This window comes from Mesorhizobium australafricanum (genome assembly GCF_033977265.1).
GTDB classification, from domain to species: Bacteria; Pseudomonadota; Alphaproteobacteria; order Rhizobiales; family Rhizobiaceae; genus Mesorhizobium; species Mesorhizobium australafricanum.
This window is the reverse complement of the sequence record NZ_JAVIIT010000005.1, coordinates 368,458-384,636: the sequence shown is the minus strand read 5'-3', so window position 1 is coordinate 384,636 and position 16,179 is coordinate 368,458. Positions and strand designations below refer to the sequence as shown.

Genomic DNA, 16,179 nt, shown 5'->3' with positions numbered 1-16,179 from the left:
TCCGCAGGCTCGCTCAAAACATCTTGACCGCTCACCCCCTCGACAAACCTATCGCAAGCAAAATGCGCAGAGCCAACTGGAGCAAAGACTTCTTCTATGAGCTCTTTACTCATATGCGATAGCCCTACCCTCAAGGGGGAGACCAGATGTCACACGGGACTTCGCCAATCTCCAATGTTGCAGGAATGAGCAAGGCGCCGAAGGCGACAGAGGGGGGCCTTGCGCGTGAAGCTGCGACATATCCATCGTCATTCTAGGGCGGAGCAAGGAGCGAAGCGACGCGCGCAGACCCTAGAATCCATGCCGTGACGCAGGCCGTAGAATGCAACGGTCCAGAATAGCCGTTGGCAATAGCGCTAGGTAAGATCGCAGCATGACAGGCTACGTCTACATGACTGCGAGCCAGAAAGGCGGCACGATCTGTATCGGCGTCACCAACGACCTTGCGCGTCGGATGCCCGAGCATAAGTCCGGCCAAGGCTCCAGCTTCACCAGCCGTTACGGTGTGCAGCGTCTGGTCTGGTACGAGGAGTATTTCGACATCACCGATGCTATCCAGCGCGAGACGTCATTGAAGCGCTGGCCACGGCAATGGAAGATTGAACTGATCGAGAAGACCAATCCGGAATGGTTCGAGCTCTTTCGCGGGATTGGCTGGTGAACGTTCTGCACGGTTGCGGCTCTCAACCGTCACGGCATGGATTCTAGGGTCTGCGCGCGTCGCTTCGCTCCTTGCTCCGCCCTAGAATGACGAAGGACAGGTCGGCGCGAGGCACCCCCCTCTGCCTTGCCAGGCATCTCCCCCGCAAGGGGGGAGATTGGACGTCGCGGCGACCTTCGCAAATCTCCAGCGTCGACCCTACGCCCTCCTTCTTTCCGGCCCGTGGTCCAGCCACGCCACATCCTCCGGCGTCAGCTTGATGTTCAGCGCCTTGAGGCTGTCTTCCAGCTCGTCCAGCGTGCGCGGGCCGATCAGCGGCACTGACGGGAAGGGCTGCGCCAGCACATAGGCGAGCGCAACGTGGATCGGGCTCTTGCCGAGCTTCCTCGCCAGCTCGATCGCCCGGTCGCGGCGGCCGAAATTCCTTTCCGAGTACCAGACGCGCACCAGCTCCTCGTTGTCGGTCCGGTCGCGGCCGGCGCGATCGGTGAAGAAGCCGCGGCCCTGGCTCGACCAGGCGAAGTTCGGCATCTGCCTTGCCGTCAGCCAGGCCTTCCAGGCATCGGTGGAGGAGGTGACGCAGCCGGCCCAGATCGGCTCCAGCATCTCAGCCAGCGAGAAATTGTTGGAAAGCGCGCCGGGCCTCTGCTTGCCGTTCTTCTCGGCATAGGCAATGGCCGCGTCCATGCGCTCCATCGTCCAGTTGGAGCCGCCGAAAAGGCCGCGAATGCGCCCGGCTTTGGCCTCCCGGTCCATGGCGTCGACGAATTCGCCGACCGGCACGTCCGGATTGTCGCGATGCATGAAATAGATGTCGACATGGTCGGTCTGCAGCCGGTCGAGCGACTGGGCGAGCTGCTTGCCGATCACATCGGGATAGCAGAGCGGCGAATGCGCGCCCTTGGCGATGATGACCGATTGCTCGCGCACGCGGCGATTTTTCAGCCACTGGCCAAGCAGCGTCTCGGTGTAACCCGAGCCGTAGACAAAGCCGGTGTCGAACAGATTGCCGCCGGCCTCGAAATAGGCGTCGAGCAGGATCGAGCCGGAGGAAAAGGTGCGGAAATCCTCGAAGCCGAGCGCCAGAAGCGACACTGAGCGCGGCAGGCCTGGGATGGCGCGCTTGCCGATTTCGGTGCCGTTCGTGCGCAGCGGCCGGCCGGAGAGCGTGTTGACGCGCTTAGCCGGCTTCTCGATCTCATATTCCAGTCCGACCGCGGCGCGCCATTTGTCGAGCGCGCGCAGCGTGCCGAGGCTGTCGGCCCAGCCCATGCCCGGCCAGGCGAGTTCCTGCCGTCCGGCGAGGATTGCCTCGCCGGCGGCATCGACCTCGAAGGAATAGAGGTGGCGGGTCTCGTTGAGGCTGATCACCTCGCGGGCGGCCCCGGACCGGATCACCTCGATCCGGCCCGGTCCGACATCGCGGTCGCCACCGGCGAACCAGAAATCGGGCACCTCGATGCGGCCCTTGGTGCCGAGAATACGCAGCACATTGTCCTGGTTGAGCGAGATGCTGCAGGAGATTTCGGCGACGATGCCGCCGGGGAAATGCAGCAGCGCCGAGGCCCATTCATCGACGCCGGACTGGCCGAGATGGGCGGCGCCGACAACCCTGTCGGGCTCGACGAAAGGCTGACCCACGGCAGCACCCGCGATCAGCCGCGCCATCGACACGGGATAGCCGCCGACATCGAGGATGCCGCCGCCGGCGAGCTCGTTGGCATAGAGCCGGTGGTCGGGCATGAAACCCGGCATGGCGAAGCCGAAGCTCGACTTGATCATGCGGATCTCGCCGATCGCGCCCGACTTGATCAGCTCGACCAGTTGCAGGGTCTGCGGGTGCAGCCGGTACATGAAGGCCTCGCCCAGAAACGTGCCGGCCTTGCGCGCCGCATGCATCATGGCGTCGGCTTCGAAGGCGGTCAGCGCCAGCGGCTTCTCGCACAGCACATGCTTGCCGGCCTCGGCGGCCTTGATCGCCCATTCGGCATGGCCGGGATGCGGGATAGAGATGTAGACGGCGTCGACGTCCTTGTCGGCAAGCAGCGCGTCATAGCCGTCGAGGATGCGCGCGCCCGGGAACGCTTGCGCCAGACCCGGCTTGGCAGGGTTGCGGGCGCCGAGCGCCACCAGCTCGCCGGTGCGCGACTGCGCCACGCCGCCGGCAAAGGATTTCGCGATGCTGCCGGGTCCGAGGATGCCCCAGCGGATTTTCTTGGATGAGGATGTCATGTCGAATTCTCCATGGGTCGCCGCCACGCCTGGCATGCCGGCAAAGAAAATTTGCGGGTCAGCGGATCCTCGCGCCCGTCTTGTCGAAGAGCAGCGCGCGGTCCGCCTTGATCGAAACCGTGAAATGGTCGCCGCTGGCGCGCTGCCGCGAGGCCTCGCGCTCGACGATCAGTTCCTCGGGTCCGGCGTTGGCGTAGACGTAGCTCACGGAACCCAGATGCTCGGCGACGTCGGCCTTGACGGGAATGTCGCAATCGCCCTCGCCGGCCTCGAGGAAATGTTCCGGCCTGACGCCGAGCACGACCTCGGCACCAACGGCCGGCAAAGCTTCGCAGAGCGGCTTGCGCAACCGCGCGCCGCCATGATTGACGAGCTCGATAATCGCGGCGCTGTTCGTCGTCTCGACGACCTTGGCGCCGAGAAAATTCATCTTTGGCGAGCCGATGAAGCCGGCTACGAAACGGTTGGCCGGGTCGTCATAGAGGTCGAGCGGCGCGCCGATCTGCTCGACATTGCCGGCCTTCAGCACGACGATGCGGTCAGCCAACGTCATCGCCTCGGTCTGGTCGTGCGTCACATAGATCATGGTGACGCCGAGCTCCTTGTGCAGGCGCGAGATCTCGACCCGCATTTGCACCCGAAGTTCCGCGTCGAGGTTCGACAGCGGCTCGTCGAACAGGAACACCTGCGGCTCGCGCACGATGGCGCGGCCGATGGCGACGCGCTGGCGCTGGCCGCCGGACAATTGCTTCGGGCGCCGCTGCATCAATTCGTCGATGCGCAGGATCCCGGCGGCTTTGCTAACCCGGCGATCCGTGTCGGCCTTCGGGTTGCCGTTCATCCGCAATCCGAAGGAAAGGTTCTGCTCCACGGTCATGTGCGGGTAGAGCGCGTAGGACTGGAACACCATGGCGATGCCGCGGTCGGCCGGCTCGACATCGTTCATCACCTTGCCGCCGATGGCGATGTCGCCGCCGCTTATGTCCTCCAGCCCGGCGATCATCCTGAGCAGCGTGGACTTGCCGCAGCCGGAGGGGCCGACGAAGACGACGAACTCGCCGTCGGCGATGTCGATGTTGGCGCCGTGGACGACCTCGAAGATGCCGAAGCGCTTGACGACATTGGTGAGCGTGACGGCGGCCATCGCGTCCTTTCTATTTGACGGCGCCGGCAGCGATGCCGGCGATGAAGTGGCGCTGCAAGAGCACGAAGACGACGAGCATGGGTACGGTCAGCATCACGGCGCCTGCCATGATGCCGCCCCACGACACCTTGGTGAGGCCGATCAGCGTGCCGAGCGCCACCGGCGCCGTCATGGCGCCGGGCTGGCTGTTGATGAGAAGCGGCCAGAGGTAATTGTTCCACGAAGCGAGGAAGAGGATGATGGCCAGGGCCGCCAGCATCGGGCGGGCCAGCGGCAGCGCCACGAACAGGAAAATGCGCCATTCCTTGACGCCCTCGACGCGCGCCGCGTCGAACAGCTCTGCCGGCATCATCGAAAAGGCCTGGCGCATGAAGAGAACGCCCAGCGAATTGAACAGCGGCGGCACGATCAGCGCGATCCAGGTGTTGGCCAAAGCGAAGTCGCGCGCCACCATGATGAATTGCGGGATGAGCACCACGGCGTAGGGTAGCGTGATGGTGCCGAAGATGATCGCCACCACGATGCCCTTGCCGTGGAATTCGTAGCGCGCCAGCGCCCAGCCGGCCATCGAGGTGAGCAGCACCGAAAGCACGGTGTAGGTCACCGCCACCGAGACCGAGATGCCGATGGCGCCGACGAAATTGGTGTCGCGCTGCAGATTGTTGACATTGTCGAGGAAATTGTCGTGCGGCAGAAGCTCGATGCCCGGGCTGAAGATGCCGTTGTCGGGCATGGTGGAAAACACCACCATCATCCACAGCGGAAACAGCCAGACCAGCGCCAGCGGCGTCAGGAAAAGATGCAGTGCAATGCTGCGCCCGAGCCTTGCTTGCGAACGCGAGCTCATTTCGGCTCCCTCATCAGCCAGAGCTGCACCAAGGTGATGGCGATCGCCAGGCCCGCCATGGTGTAGGCGATGGCCGAGGCGTAGCCGAAATTGAGCGAGCGGAAGCCCTGGCGGTAGAGCAGCAGCCCAAGCGTCTCGGTGCCGCCGCCCGGCCCGCCGCGCTCGGTGATCAGGAACGGCTCGGTGAAGAGCTGCATGGTGCCGATGATCGACAGCACGGCGCAAAAAACGATGACCGGCTTCAAGAGCGGCAAGGTGATGTAGAAGAACTGCCTCACCTTGGAGACGCGGTCGAGCGTCGCGGCCTCGTAGACGTCCTCGGGAATCGACTGCAGGCCGGCGAGGATGATGATGGCGTTGTAGCCCGCCCAGCGCCAGGTCACCGCGATCATGATCAGCGCCATGGCCGGCGTGACGTCGGAGAACCAGTCGATCTTGGGCAGGCCGACGCTGTTCAAGAGCTTGTTGATGATGCCGAAATCGAGGCTGAACATCAGGCGGAAGACGGCCGAATAGGCGACCTCGCCGACCACGACCGGGGCGAAGAAGGCGAAGCGGTAGAGGCCGCGCGCCTTCAACAGCGGCGAATTCAGAAGCACCGCCATGACGATCGCCAGCGAGATCATCACCGGCACCTGGATGACGAGGATCAGCAGCGTGTTCTTCAGCGCATTGTAGAAGGCCGGGTCGCCGATCAGGCGGCCCCAGTTGAAGGCCGGCGCGAAGCGCCACGGCACGGTGCGTGTCGCCTGGAAGGAGATCAGGAAGGACGAGATGATCGGCCAGATCCAGAAAATGGCGAAGATCAGGAGGTAAGGCGTGAGGAAGCGGTACGCGGTGGCGTTCTGGGTGCGCATTGGCTTCCTCCTTTCTCTGTCTTTCCCTTCTCCCCCTGCGGGAGAAGGTGGCCGCGAAGCGGCCGGATGAGGGGTGTTCCAGGGAAAGCCGACGTCTCGCTCCGCTGGAGCACCCCTCATCCGTCTTGGCGCTGCGCGCCAATCCACCTTCTCCCACAAGGGGAGAAGGGGAAAGCGGCTCGTCACTTCACCGGCAGGCCGGTCGCGGCGGCGATCTGCTTGGCGGCATCGTCGAGCGCGGTCTTGGCGTCGGGATAGCCATTGGCCAGATATTTGGTCTGCACGGCGCGCAGGATGATCTCTGCATCGCTCTGGAACTGCGTGCCGCGGCTCGGCACCACCTTGGGCAGCGTGGCCAGGATGTCCTTCCAGACCGCCTGGCCGCCCCAATAGGGCTGCCCCTGCGCGACATAAGGGTCGTCGAGCGCCGAGATCAGCGACGGCACCAGGCCGAAATCCTTCAGCATGGTGATCTGGCCCTCATTGGTCCCCAGCGTGTATTTCAGATAGGCGTAAGCGGCTTCCTTGTTCTTCGAGGCCGAGGTGATGGCCAAGGACGAGCCGCCGAGATTGGCGGCGCGCGGGCCGTCGGCGGTGAGGCTCGGCATCAGATAGACGCCCCATTTGCCGCTCTCCTTCGGCGATTCGGTGCGGATCGTGCCTTCATACCAGCCGCCATAGACCTGGCTGGCGACGGTGCCGGCGGTGTTGTTGGTGATCTTGGTCGACCAGTCGGCCGACGACACGATGCCGGCGTCCTTCATCTCCTTGACCTTGGTCAGGGCGTCGACGCATTTCGGTTCGGCCACGGTGATCGACTGGCCGTCCTCGGCGAAATAGCCGCAGCCCTGCTCGTTGGAGATCATGCGGAAGAATTCGGTGTCGCCGTTGAAGTCGGCATTGGTCATGGTGACGCCGGGATTGGTCTCCTGGATCTTCTTGCCCGCGGCGATGAAATCGTCCCAGGTCTTGATCGAGGCCGGGTCGACACCGGCTTTCTCGTAGAAGTCGCGGCGATAGAAGACGGCCACGGGGCCGGAATCCCAGGGCATCGCATAGGCCTTGTCGCCGACTTCGAGTTCGGTGCGCTTGAAATCGGGGAATTTCTTCTGATCCTCGGCGGTGTAACCCAGCGTGTGCAGGTCGACGAAGCAGTCCGGGAACTGGCTCCAGTAGTTTTCCGCCTCGCCGTTCTCGATCGAGACGATGTCGGGCAGGCCGACGCCGCCGGCGGCGCAGCCGGCGATCGATTTGTCATAGGTCGGCTGGTTGCCGAGGTCCTGAACCGTGACCTTGATGTCGGGATATTTCTTGTTGAAGCCCTCGACCGTCGACTTCAGCGACGAAGCCGCGATGTTCCAGCTCCAGATGGTGATCTCGCCGGACTGCGCCAGCGCCGGGCCTGAACCCAGGGCAAGCAAAAGCGCGGCGCAGGTCAGTGTAGTGCGCATTGAAATCCTCCCATTTCATTTGCTCTCTCGCTGTGAGCGTGGCTAGACTATGCGGCGCGGAAGGCTTGTCCCCGTCAGAGGGAATAAGAAGTTGGCGGAAAGTAAGGTGTCGGGGCGTCCGTTCTACCAGCCCGGAGCGAGCAGCGTCGAAGGACTGCCGCTCATGCTGCAGATGTTCCACAACCACCCGTTGGTGATGCTGAAGCCGCACTGGCACGCCCAGGTCGAGGTGAACTTCATCGTGCAGGGCCGCGTGCATTACCGCATGGCCGAGCACGAGATTTCACTGTCGGCCGGCGAGATGTGCCTGTTCTGGGGCGGCCTGCCGCACCAGATGGACGACCTTTCCGACGACGCCGTCTATGCGGGCGCGCATCTGCCGCTGGTGCATTTCTTCCGCCTGCATCTGCCGGCCGACATACGCCATCGGCTGATGACCGGCGCGACGCTGGTGACCAACGCGACCGACCAGTCGGACAACGACAATTTCAAGCGCTGGAACGAATATGCGCGCTCGGGCGATCCAGCCAGGACCGAGCACGCCGTGAGCGAGCTGCTGCTTCGGCTCGAGCGGGTGCGCTTCGAGCCCTACCGCCTTGTGCCGGGAGCCGCGGCCGGGCAAGGGGCAGGCAATCGATTCGACCAGCAATCCTCGCGTAATGTCGGGCGCATGTGCGATTTCATCGCCGAGAATTTCCTCTACGACATCGACTGCGTGAGCATTGCCTCGGCCGCGGACATCCATCCCAAATACGCGATGAGCCTGTTCAAGAAATCGACCGGCATGACGCTCAACGAATATGTCAATCTCCTGCGCCTGAGCTACGCGCAGGCGCTGTTGATGCATGAGAATGCCAATGTGCTGAGGGTCGCCATGGAATCGGGCTTCGGCTCGCTCAGCGCCTTCAACAAGTCGTTCCGCAAGCTCGCCGGCATGTCGCCTTCCGATTTCCGCCGGTCGGGCGCCGCGCGGTAGATTCCCCAGCACTGGGACTTTGATCCGTCGGCTATGTTGTGCATTGGCATTGCATGCCTTCGAGATTGGCCGAAACGTCCACCCCGTCGTCATTCTAGGGCGGAGCGGGAAGCGAAGCGTACCGCGTAGACCCTAGAATCCATGCCGTGGCCTCTGCCGGAAAGCGCAACGGTGCAGAATATTCTGTGACCGCCGCAACGCCTTAACGTCACGGCATGGATTCTAGGGTCTGCGCGCGTCGCTCCGCTCCTTGCTCCGCCCTAGAATGACGACGTTGGGTTGGCCGCAACCTTTCAAAATCCCCGTGTCGGATACAGCCTCAGGCCACCGGAGCTCGCACGGCCGGAAGGCTGACGGTCACGCCCAGGCCCGGATTGCGATCCTCGAGCGTTATGGCGGCGCCATGCAGGTCGGCCACCGCCTTGACCAGGCTCAAGCCCAGGCCGCTGCCCGGCGTCGTGCGGCTCGCGTCCAGCCGGTAGAGCCGACGGAACACTTTTTCGCGCTCCTCGGCCGGAATGCCCGGGCCATTGTCGCGGACATGAATGAGGACATGGCTGCCTTCCCTGGTGACCGAGAGCTCGATCGCGGTGCCAGGCGGGCAATGCCTGAGCGCGTTCTCGACGAGATTGGCGAGCATCTGCATCAGCAGGTCCCGGTCGCCGTGAATGTGACATTTCGTATCCGGAACGACCGTTGTGGACAGGGACTTGCCGTCATCCTCGGCGACATCGGCATAGACGTCGCCGATGGTCTCGACCACCGGGCCGACATCGAGATCGACGAAGCGCGCCTTGCGGGCGCCGGCTTCGATCTGAGCAATACGAAGCAAGGCGTCGAACGTGCTGTTGATCTGCTGGCTCTCAGTGCGGGCGTCGGTCAGCTCGGCGGAGACATCCTCGCCCGACACCGTCTTGTCGGCGGCGGATTCCAGGATCATCTGCAGCCGGTTGAGCGGCGTCTTGAGATCATGGGCGATGTTGGCGCTCACTTCGCGCATGCCGTCGACCAGCGCCGACAGGCGGTCGAGCGCGGCATTCACCTGGCCGGAGACGGCGTCGATGTCGTCGCCATTGCCGATCAGCTGAATGCGCGCGTCGAGCCGCCCATGCGAGACGTCGACCATGGTGCTGGCGATGCCATCCAAACGCCGCTGGACGCGCGAGGCAAGCAGCGCGCCGCCGGCGATCGCGAGGCCGGTGATGAAGAGCGTGCCCCAGCCGAAGCTCATCAGCACGATGGTCTCCAGCTCCTGCGTTTCGGACATCGAGAAGGCGACCGTCAGATTGTTGTCGCCGACCTCGCCCGTATAGGCGCGGTACATTGTGTCGGGCGGCACGCCGGGCAGCCGCACCGCAAACATGGAAAAGCCGTCGGGAAGATCGGAGGCGGTGAAATTGCCTGCCAGGCGGTTGCCGTTCTGATCCGTCAGCGAGAAGAGCTGGTCCTTGTCGGTGTCGAGCTGCACATGGTCGGTGATGGTGGCGATCAGGTCTTCCTGGTCGTTCTTGGCATAAGTCACCGCGACGACCGAATAGGTCTCCTTGATCGATTCATCCAGCCGCCTCGCCAGATCGTTGCTCATCAGCTGATAGACGATCGCGCCGGAGAGGATGAAGGCAAGCACGAACAGGAAGGCAAAGGTCAGGGCCAGCCGGAACGGCGTGCTGCGCGCGAGGCTTGGGCGCGGCCCGCTCATGTGATCGCGAACGCGGTTGGTTGCACCGCAACTCCGGACGGAAGATCAGGCCGGAACATGCAGGCTGTAGCCGGTGTTGCGCACGGTGTGGATCAGCGGCACGTCGAACGGCCTGTCGACCTTGGCCCTCAGCCGGCTGATATGCGTCTCGACGACGCTGGTCTTGGGGTCGAAATGAAAATCCCAGACGCGCTCCAGGAGCATGGTGCGGGTGATGACGCGGCCTTCGCCGCGCATCAGCACTTCGAGCAGGCTGAATTCGCGCGGCTGCAGGTCGATCGGCTGGCCCTGCCTGGTCACGCGGCGCTGGATCAGGTCCATTTCGAGGTCGGCGACGCGCAAAGCCGTCTTCTGCTCCTGCGCCGCCGGCCGCCGGCCGAGCGCATGGATGCGGGCAAGCAGCTCGGAAAAGGCGAAGGGCTTGACCAGATAGTCGTCGCCGCCCGCTTCCAGGCCCTCGACGCGGTCGTCGACGCCGCCGATCGAGGTCAGGAAAATGGCCGGCGTGTGGATACCGGCGGCGCGCACCGCCTTGATCATCGACAGGCCGTCAAGGCCGGGAACCATGCGGTCGGCGACGATCACGTCATAGGCGTTGCGGGTCGCGGCGAACAGACCGTCATGACCGTCGCGCAGCAAATCGCAGACATGGCCGGCCTCGGTCAGTCCCCTGACGATATAGTCGGCGGTTCTTGGATCGTCTTCAACAAGCAGAAGTCGCATCGTCCCGGGCTGTCCTTACGCCTCAACCTCGCCGGCATGGTAGCACCGGCTGCGGCTTTTTCTTGGCTGGCTGCACTTCTTCGTTTTGCAATTCGGGACGGAGATCGCTCTAACCATCGGTTTTTACGCGCCTCCCGACCGAAAGCCGCTTCACGCTCGTTCGGCATCATGCCCTAGTCGAGCAGGGCCTGTTCGTCTTCGTCGATCAGCCTCTTCAGCGACATATAGAGAACGATGACCACGATGCAGCCGAGAAAGGTCAGGCTGGTGACGGTGGTGCCGAAGCCCATGCCGCCATATTCGATCGGCTGCGACAGCAGGTCGCCGAAGGAGGCGCCGAGCGGCCGGGTCAGGATATAGGCAAGCCAGAAGGCGAGGATGCCGTTCAGGCCAAGGAAGGACCAGGCAAGCGTGATCGCGGCGATCACGCCGCCAAAGATGAGGCCGGTGGTGAGATAGCCCATGTCGAAGCGCTCGGCGACCAGATCGCCGGCGGCCGTGCCGAGCGAGAAGGTGAAGAGGATCGCCAGCCAGTAGAAGATCTCGCGCCTGGTGGTGAAGATGGTGTGGATCGACAGCGTCTTTTCGCTGGCGTACCAGGCCATGAAGGTCAGTGCCAGCGAGACCGAGAAGACGATCGTCGTCGTCTCCAGCCGCACGCCGAAATTGTCGACCAGGTTGTCGGTGACCAAAGTGCCGACAATGCTGATCAGGACGACGGCGAGCCAGTAGGCCCAGGGCACGTAGCGCTTCTGCGCGAATTGCAGGACAAGCGCGATAGTCAGAACCCCTGTCATGATGAGCGACGTAATGGTGAGGCCGAGGCCGAGATTGACGGCGAGATAGTCGGCCGCCGTCTCGCCCATGGTCACCGCCATGATCTTGATCAGCCAGAAATCGATGGTGACGTCCGGGACCCGGTTCAATTCGGGATTGTCGGCTTGGGAGATCATGGCGGGTCCGTTGTTCGTACGAGCCGCCTCGAATTCCAGGTGGCGACGACTGCCACGTTAGACAGACCAAATTCACCGCAGCCTGTCCGCGCGCTTACAAATTCGTAAGGTCGGCCAAAAACATCCGCCGGCCCTCGTCATCTTCCGGCAGAAGGGTTACAGAAGCCTGGCGTGCCCGTCGGCGCCGGAGCGATAAGAAGAATGGCCTACATTTCCCTCAAATCGGCGCCGAAAGCGTTCGACCAGCACAAGCGCCTGATCGTCGTGCAGGTGGCCGCCGTGCTCGCCGTCATCCTGCTTCTGTTCAGCAAGCCGGCTCTGGCCGACGGCTCGAACGGGCACGAAGTCGTCGAGACGATCGGCTTTGTGATGGTGCTGACCTGCTTCCTTGGCCGCCTGTGGAGCATCCTCTTCGTCGGCGGCAGGAAGAACGACGAGCTGGTCGTATCCGGCCCGTTCTCGATGACCCAGAATCCTCTCTATTTCTTCTCGACCGTCGGCGCGGCCGGTATCGGGCTGATGTTCGGCTCGGCGCTTGCGGCCGCGATGCTCGGTCTGGCCAGCTTCCTCGTCTTCCGGTTCACCGCGCGCAAGGAGGCAGAGTACCTCGCCGGCAAGTTCGGCGCCGTCCATGTGGCCTATGCCGAACGCACGCCGCGCTTCTGGCCAAACCCGCTGCTTTACCGCGATGAGGACCAGTGGCTGTTTTCGACGAGCGCCTTGAGAAGAACGTTCCGCGACGGGCTTTATTTCCTGGCGCTGTTTCCGGTCATCGAGGCGGTCGAGTATTTCCGCCTGAGCGGCCACCTGCCGACACTGTTCACGGTTTACTAGTTTCCCGATACAGCGGCTTTGTCTGCGTTGACAGGCTTGGAGATTGGCCGAAGCGCTTGTTATGTCGTCATTCTATGGCGGAGCAAGGAGCGAGGCGACGCGCGCAGACCACTTCGAAGCGTCACAACGGTGCAGAATTCTGCTCCGCTGCATTCCTCGACCAAGGTCCCGGAATGGATCCTCGGGTCTGCGCTCCGCTTCGCGTCGCTCCGCCCGTGGATGACGAGTTTGAGAGGCTTCCGCCAATCTCCAGCGTTTGCGCTGATTTCACGGAAACGAACGAGCCCGTCGACAAACGGCAACCTTTCAAAATCAGCGCACTCTCCCGCGCGCGGCACGGCGCGCGCTCTCCAGAAGAATTGCCAGGCAGCCGGCGAGAAGCAGGAAGCCGCCGATGAGCGGCGGCAGCCCCAGGAACTTCACCGCAGCGGTGATCAGCGCAATCAGGATCAGCGCCAGCAGCGCAAGATTGCCATCGTCGACGAACATGCCGACGAGCTCCTTGAACACAAGACGCATCATGGTCATCGGGCAACTCCTTCGGCGGCTGCCGGATAAGCGCTGCGCAGCCAGCGCACGATTGCGAAGGAAGCCGCGGCAATGATGGCGAAGATGGCGAGCAGGGCGAGATCGGCGCCCGGCCACTCGGCGCCGAGGCCTTCGCCGGTCCAGAACACGCCGAAGCTGGTCAGCATCAGCCCGACGACGAATTTCAGCGAATTCTCGGGCACGCGCGCCAAAGGCCGATGCACGGCGAGCCCGATCAGCATCACCAGCACGAAGGCCGCCAGCGCGCCGAGGCCGGCATAGAGCGTCTGTCCGTGCGCGGCGCCGACGGCAATGACGATGAACACCACCTCGACACCCTCGAGCAGCACCGCCTTGAACGACGCGACGGCCGCCAGATAGTCGGCGCGGCGGTCGTCGGCCTGCCGCCGCAAGGCCGCCGTCTCCTTGGAAAAGGCCTGCTCCTCGTCATGCAGCGCGATCACGCCGACGCTGCGCAGGATCGCCTTCCTCAGCCAGCGCATGCCGAACAGGATCAAGAGCACGCCGACCACGAATTGCAGGACGGTAATGGGAACGAGCGCCAGCAGCGGTCCGAAAATGAGCACCAGCGCCGCCAGCAGGACGAGCGCCAGGGCAGCACCCGTCAGCGCCGGGCGCCAGCTGCGCGTCACGCCGACGGCAAGCACGATGGTGAAGGCCTCGACGACTTCGACGAAGGACGCCAGGAAAGAGGCCGTCACGGTGGAAAGTATGGGTGTCAGGCCATGCATGAAGGCTCCGTCCAGGGAATCATCGATCGGCGGAAACGATACAGCGCTCTGGCGACGGCGAGAATGCGGAGATGAGCTTATCCGGTTTCGCATGGCGCGGGACGGCGCCGGAGCCGGGGCATCTCGAAGAACTCATTGACGGTCTGTATCCGTTCGGTGTCCGTTGTATCGCGGCACTGCCCTGGCTATCTGCTGGAGCAACAAGGGGTTTGAGCGGCCGATGGGCTGCTCCAGCAGGAACGGAGCACATGAAGAAGATCGGGTTTCTGTCGTTCGGGCATTGGTCGCCCTCGCCGCAATCGGGCACGCGCTCGGGCGCCGACGCGCTCCTGCAGTCGATCGACCTCGCGGTCGCGGCCGAGGAGCTCGGCGCCGACGGCGCCTATTACCGCGTCCACCATTTTGCCCGGCAGCTCGGCTCGCCCTTCCCGCTGCTGGCGGCGGCCGGCGCCAAGACCAAGCATATCGAACTCGGCACCGCCGTCATCGACATGCGTTACGAGAACCCGCTCTACATGGCCGAGGATGCCGGCTCCGCCGACCTGATTGCCGGCGGACGTTTGCAATTGGGGATCAGCCGCGGCTCGCCCGAGCAGGTGATCGATGGCTGGCGCTATTTCGGCTACGTGCCGGAAGAGGGCAAGAGCGACGCCGACATGGCGCGCCGCCACGCCGAGATCTTCCTCGACCTGTTGCGTGGCGAAGGCTTTGCCCAGCCCAATCCCCGGCCGATGTTTCCCAATCCGCCCGGCCTGCTCAGGCTCGAGCCGTTCTCGGCCGGCTTGCGCGAGCGCATCTGGTGGGGCGCGGCCACCAACGCCACCGCCGTATGGGCGGCCAAGCTCGGCATGAACCTGCAGAGCTCAACGCTGAAATTCGACGAAGGCGGCCAGCCGCTACACATCCAGCAGGCCGAGCAAATCCGCGCCTACCGCGCCGCCTGGAAGGAGGCCGGCCACGCCAGGGAGCCGCGCGTGTCGGTGAGCCGCAGCATTTTTGCCATCGTCAACGACATGGACCGCGCCTATTTCGGCGGCAGCGAGGGCGAGGATCATTTCGGCTATATCGAGCCGGAAAAGCGCGCCGTGTTCGGCCGCACCTACGCCGCGGAGCCGGATTTGCTCATCGAGCAGCTCAAGGAAGACCAGGCGATCGCCGAGGCCGACACGCTGCTGCTCACCGTGCCCAACCAGCTCGGCGTCGACTACAACGCCCATGTCATCGAAGCGATCCTGAAGCACGTCGCGCCGGCGCTGGGGTGGCGGTGAAGGCGTCTATACTTGAGTGAATCTGCACCCGATGCAGACACGCCTAAAGCGGAAGAGGACGCAATTTGCTTATCCGCTTGATAGGGATCTCGTGCATCGATGGCGCGGCGACGAGATTGGTGACCGCCTCGATCTCTGGCCATTTCCAGACGAGAGTGCCGGCCAATTGGTGCATTGCTGTTTTTTGGTAGGCCGGTGCGAGAATGAAGCCATGAAGACCGGCCGAGCGCAGAGCAGCACGCTCGGCAGGGTTCTTCAACACACGCCCGTCACCTGAGATGAATATCCAAGTGTCGGCTGACCTTTGAAGATGCCTGATCCAGTCGATATCGGCTGAGTGTCGGCCTTTGGGTAGGCCCGGCACGTCTTTGATGTGAAACGCTCTATGGCCGTAGTGGTGGACAAAGCCGTCTAGGGTCGTAGCAAGAAGAGGAGCCGTGCAGTTGTCAAACAAGACGTTCACGCCGCGAGTCCGTGCTCCAGGGAAGCCTCGAATTCGATGGCACGTCTTATGGCGGCTTCCGGCACAGCATACGCGCGAGCCGCACCAGAAACTCCTTCTTGTCTCGCAGCTGCCGCTAGGATGACGGTGGGCACGCTTGAGGCCGCTTCAATTGGTTGGCCAAAGGCTCTCGATGGATCAACGACGACGTTCATCCGGCGCCCACTGGGCCACCAAAGAAGCGGATTACCGTCATCACCAAAATCGACTGTTTTGAGGATCGGTTCGATGATTCCCTTAAACTCATACTGTCGCTTGAATAGGTTCAGTAGCCGCTCTCTTTCTTTACCGTCTTCGCCGGTCTCGATCACGGATACAAAAATCTCACGACCATCGGTCCGAAAACGATTAGTGGAGAGAGGCCTTTCCTGACCAATAACATCACGCGCCAAAATTATTGCGGCTCTGACCCGCTGCGCTGACACCCCCGCGCGAATGAATGCATCAGCGACGCGCACTTCCATCAGGTCTCGAAATCCAAGGAAGACGTGCTCGTCCCCTAAGTTGACTTCTGGCGTCCATAACGATGGATAATTCTGTTTTTTGATCCTGTGGCCTCGGAGCCAACGGGAAATTTTTGCCGGGCGGATGTGCAAAAGCCTTCCCGCTTCGGCAGGCGTATACACTCCGACTCCGATCAGATTGTTCAATGGAAACTCCTTGGTCACATTGATTCAGGGTCTCTGTCACCTGTCAATATGCCATCCAGTTGTGACCGAATTCGCAATGTAGCTATTGGTCATTGGGGAGTT

Annotated in this window: 16 protein-coding genes; 4 read left to right on the top strand and 12 right to left on the bottom strand. The window is 63.0% G+C overall.

Going from position 1 to position 16,179, the window contains the following annotated elements; genetic code table 11:
- Positions 1-373: 373 nt before the first annotated feature.
- Entirely contained in the window at positions 374-661 is a 288-nt protein-coding gene (locus tag RFM98_RS13240) for a GIY-YIG nuclease family protein (RefSeq protein WP_320309279.1), read from the top strand.
- A gap of 198 nt (positions 662-859) precedes the next feature.
- Here RFM98_RS13240 and RFM98_RS13235 read toward each other — a convergent pair whose 3' ends face one another.
- The 5 genes from RFM98_RS13235 to RFM98_RS13215 all read right to left on the bottom strand — a co-directional run bounded on the left by RFM98_RS13235 (position 860) and on the right by RFM98_RS13215 (position 7,192).
- Positions 860-2,893 carry an aldo/keto reductase gene (locus RFM98_RS13235; protein ID WP_320309278.1) on the bottom strand — a complete coding sequence of 678 codons (2,034 nt, stop codon included), beginning with the start codon at positions 2,891-2,893 and terminating at the stop codon, positions 860-862.
- 58 nt (positions 2,894-2,951) lie between these two features.
- Entirely contained in the window at positions 2,952-4,037 is a 1,086-nt protein-coding gene (locus RFM98_RS13230) for an ABC transporter ATP-binding protein (protein WP_320309277.1), read from the bottom strand.
- Between the two features lie 10 nt (positions 4,038-4,047).
- Positions 4,048-4,884 carry a carbohydrate ABC transporter permease gene (locus tag RFM98_RS13225; protein WP_320309276.1) on the bottom strand — a complete coding sequence of 279 codons (837 nt, stop codon included), beginning with the start codon at positions 4,882-4,884 and terminating at the stop codon, positions 4,048-4,050.
- A complete protein-coding gene (locus RFM98_RS13220; RefSeq protein ID WP_320309275.1) occupies positions 4,881-5,741 on the bottom strand; it encodes a carbohydrate ABC transporter permease in 861 nt (286 codons plus the stop codon). The genes RFM98_RS13225 and RFM98_RS13220 overlap by 4 nt, the downstream gene beginning before the upstream one ends.
- A gap of 182 nt (positions 5,742-5,923) precedes the next feature.
- Entirely contained in the window at positions 5,924-7,192 is a 1,269-nt protein-coding gene (locus tag RFM98_RS13215; RefSeq protein WP_320309274.1) for an extracellular solute-binding protein, read from the bottom strand.
- Between the two features lie 106 nt (positions 7,193-7,298).
- Here RFM98_RS13215 and RFM98_RS13210 point away from each other — a divergent pair, with 106 nt between their 5' ends.
- Positions 7,299-8,168 (top strand): helix-turn-helix domain-containing protein, encoded by an 870-nt coding sequence (locus RFM98_RS13210; protein WP_320309292.1) that lies wholly within the window; start codon positions 7,299-7,301, stop codon positions 8,166-8,168.
- Between the two features lie 319 nt (positions 8,169-8,487).
- Here the strand turns inward: RFM98_RS13210 and RFM98_RS13205 are convergent, their stop codons facing one another.
- From RFM98_RS13205 to RFM98_RS13195, 3 genes are all read right to left on the bottom strand, one after another.
- Entirely contained in the window at positions 8,488-9,867 is a 1,380-nt protein-coding gene (locus RFM98_RS13205) for a sensor histidine kinase (protein WP_320309273.1), read from the bottom strand.
- Positions 9,868-9,912: 45 nt separating this feature from the next.
- Positions 9,913-10,590 carry a winged helix-turn-helix domain-containing protein gene (locus tag RFM98_RS13200; protein ID WP_126063578.1) on the bottom strand — a complete coding sequence of 226 codons (678 nt, stop codon included), beginning with the start codon at positions 10,588-10,590 and terminating at the stop codon, positions 9,913-9,915.
- 173 nt (positions 10,591-10,763) lie between these two features.
- Positions 10,764-11,543 (bottom strand): COG4705 family protein, encoded by a 780-nt coding sequence (locus RFM98_RS13195; RefSeq protein WP_320309272.1) that lies wholly within the window; start codon positions 11,541-11,543, stop codon positions 10,764-10,766.
- A 201-nt stretch (positions 11,544-11,744) separates the two neighbouring features.
- On the opposite strand from RFM98_RS13195, the gene RFM98_RS13190 reads away from it, so the two are divergent.
- Positions 11,745-12,377 (top strand): methyltransferase family protein, encoded by a 633-nt coding sequence (locus RFM98_RS13190; protein ID WP_320309271.1) that lies wholly within the window; start codon positions 11,745-11,747, stop codon positions 12,375-12,377.
- Positions 12,378-12,689: 312 nt separating this feature from the next.
- Here RFM98_RS13190 and RFM98_RS13185 read toward each other — a convergent pair whose 3' ends face one another.
- Together RFM98_RS13185 and RFM98_RS13180 are read right to left on the bottom strand one after the other, a co-directional pair.
- Positions 12,690-12,905 carry a hypothetical protein gene (locus RFM98_RS13185; RefSeq protein ID WP_320309270.1) on the bottom strand — a complete coding sequence of 72 codons (216 nt, stop codon included), beginning with the start codon at positions 12,903-12,905 and terminating at the stop codon, positions 12,690-12,692.
- The gene (locus RFM98_RS13180) at positions 12,902-13,657 is read right to left on the bottom strand and encodes a COG4280 domain-containing protein (RefSeq protein WP_320309269.1); all 756 of its coding nucleotides are present in this window, start codon (positions 13,655-13,657) and stop codon (positions 12,902-12,904) included. The genes RFM98_RS13185 and RFM98_RS13180 overlap by 4 nt, the downstream gene beginning before the upstream one ends.
- Before the next feature lie 248 nt (positions 13,658-13,905).
- On the opposite strand from RFM98_RS13180, the gene RFM98_RS13175 reads away from it, so the two are divergent.
- A complete protein-coding gene (locus RFM98_RS13175; RefSeq protein ID WP_320309268.1) occupies positions 13,906-14,925 on the top strand; it encodes an LLM class flavin-dependent oxidoreductase in 1,020 nt (339 codons plus the stop codon).
- A gap of 43 nt (positions 14,926-14,968) precedes the next feature.
- Here RFM98_RS13175 and RFM98_RS13170 read toward each other — a convergent pair whose 3' ends face one another.
- Together RFM98_RS13170 and RFM98_RS13165 are read right to left on the bottom strand one after the other, a co-directional pair.
- The gene (locus tag RFM98_RS13170) at positions 14,969-15,388 is read right to left on the bottom strand and encodes a PIN-like domain-containing protein (protein WP_320309267.1); all 420 of its coding nucleotides are present in this window, start codon (positions 15,386-15,388) and stop codon (positions 14,969-14,971) included.
- Positions 15,385-16,077: a hypothetical protein gene (locus RFM98_RS13165; RefSeq protein WP_320309266.1), complete on the bottom strand. Its 693-nt coding sequence runs from the start codon at positions 16,075-16,077 to the stop codon at positions 15,385-15,387. The genes RFM98_RS13170 and RFM98_RS13165 overlap by 4 nt, the downstream gene beginning before the upstream one ends.
- Positions 16,078-16,179 lie beyond the last annotated feature (102 nt).

Bases quoted from the DNA above. Each gene is read 5' to 3' on its own strand.
- RFM98_RS13240 (WP_320309279.1), top strand. From the start codon at position 374: ATGACAGGCTACGTCTACATGACTGCGAGCCAGAAAGGCGGCACGATC.
- RFM98_RS13235 (WP_320309278.1), bottom strand. From the start codon at position 2,893: ATGACATCCTCATCCAAGAAAATCCGCTGGGGCATCCTCGGACCCGGC.
- RFM98_RS13230 (WP_320309277.1), bottom strand. From the start codon at position 4,037: ATGGCCGCCGTCACGCTCACCAATGTCGTCAAGCGCTTCGGCATCTTC.
- RFM98_RS13225 (WP_320309276.1), bottom strand. From the start codon at position 4,884: ATGAGCTCGCGTTCGCAAGCAAGGCTCGGGCGCAGCATTGCACTGCAT.
- RFM98_RS13220 (WP_320309275.1), bottom strand. From the start codon at position 5,741: ATGCGCACCCAGAACGCCACCGCGTACCGCTTCCTCACGCCTTACCTC.
- RFM98_RS13215 (WP_320309274.1), bottom strand. From the start codon at position 7,192: ATGCGCACTACACTGACCTGCGCCGCGCTTTTGCTTGCCCTGGGTTCA.
- RFM98_RS13205 (WP_320309273.1), bottom strand. From the start codon at position 9,867: ATGAGCGGGCCGCGCCCAAGCCTCGCGCGCAGCACGCCGTTCCGGCTG.
- RFM98_RS13200 (WP_126063578.1), bottom strand. From the start codon at position 10,590: ATGCGACTTCTGCTTGTTGAAGACGATCCAAGAACCGCCGACTATATC.
- RFM98_RS13195 (WP_320309272.1), bottom strand. From the start codon at position 11,543: ATGATCTCCCAAGCCGACAATCCCGAATTGAACCGGGTCCCGGACGTC.
- RFM98_RS13190 (WP_320309271.1), top strand. From the start codon at position 11,745: ATGGCCTACATTTCCCTCAAATCGGCGCCGAAAGCGTTCGACCAGCAC.
- RFM98_RS13185 (WP_320309270.1), bottom strand. From the start codon at position 12,905: ATGACCATGATGCGTCTTGTGTTCAAGGAGCTCGTCGGCATGTTCGTC.
- RFM98_RS13180 (WP_320309269.1), bottom strand. From the start codon at position 13,657: ATGCATGGCCTGACACCCATACTTTCCACCGTGACGGCCTCTTTCCTG.
- RFM98_RS13175 (WP_320309268.1), top strand. From the start codon at position 13,906: ATGAAGAAGATCGGGTTTCTGTCGTTCGGGCATTGGTCGCCCTCGCCG.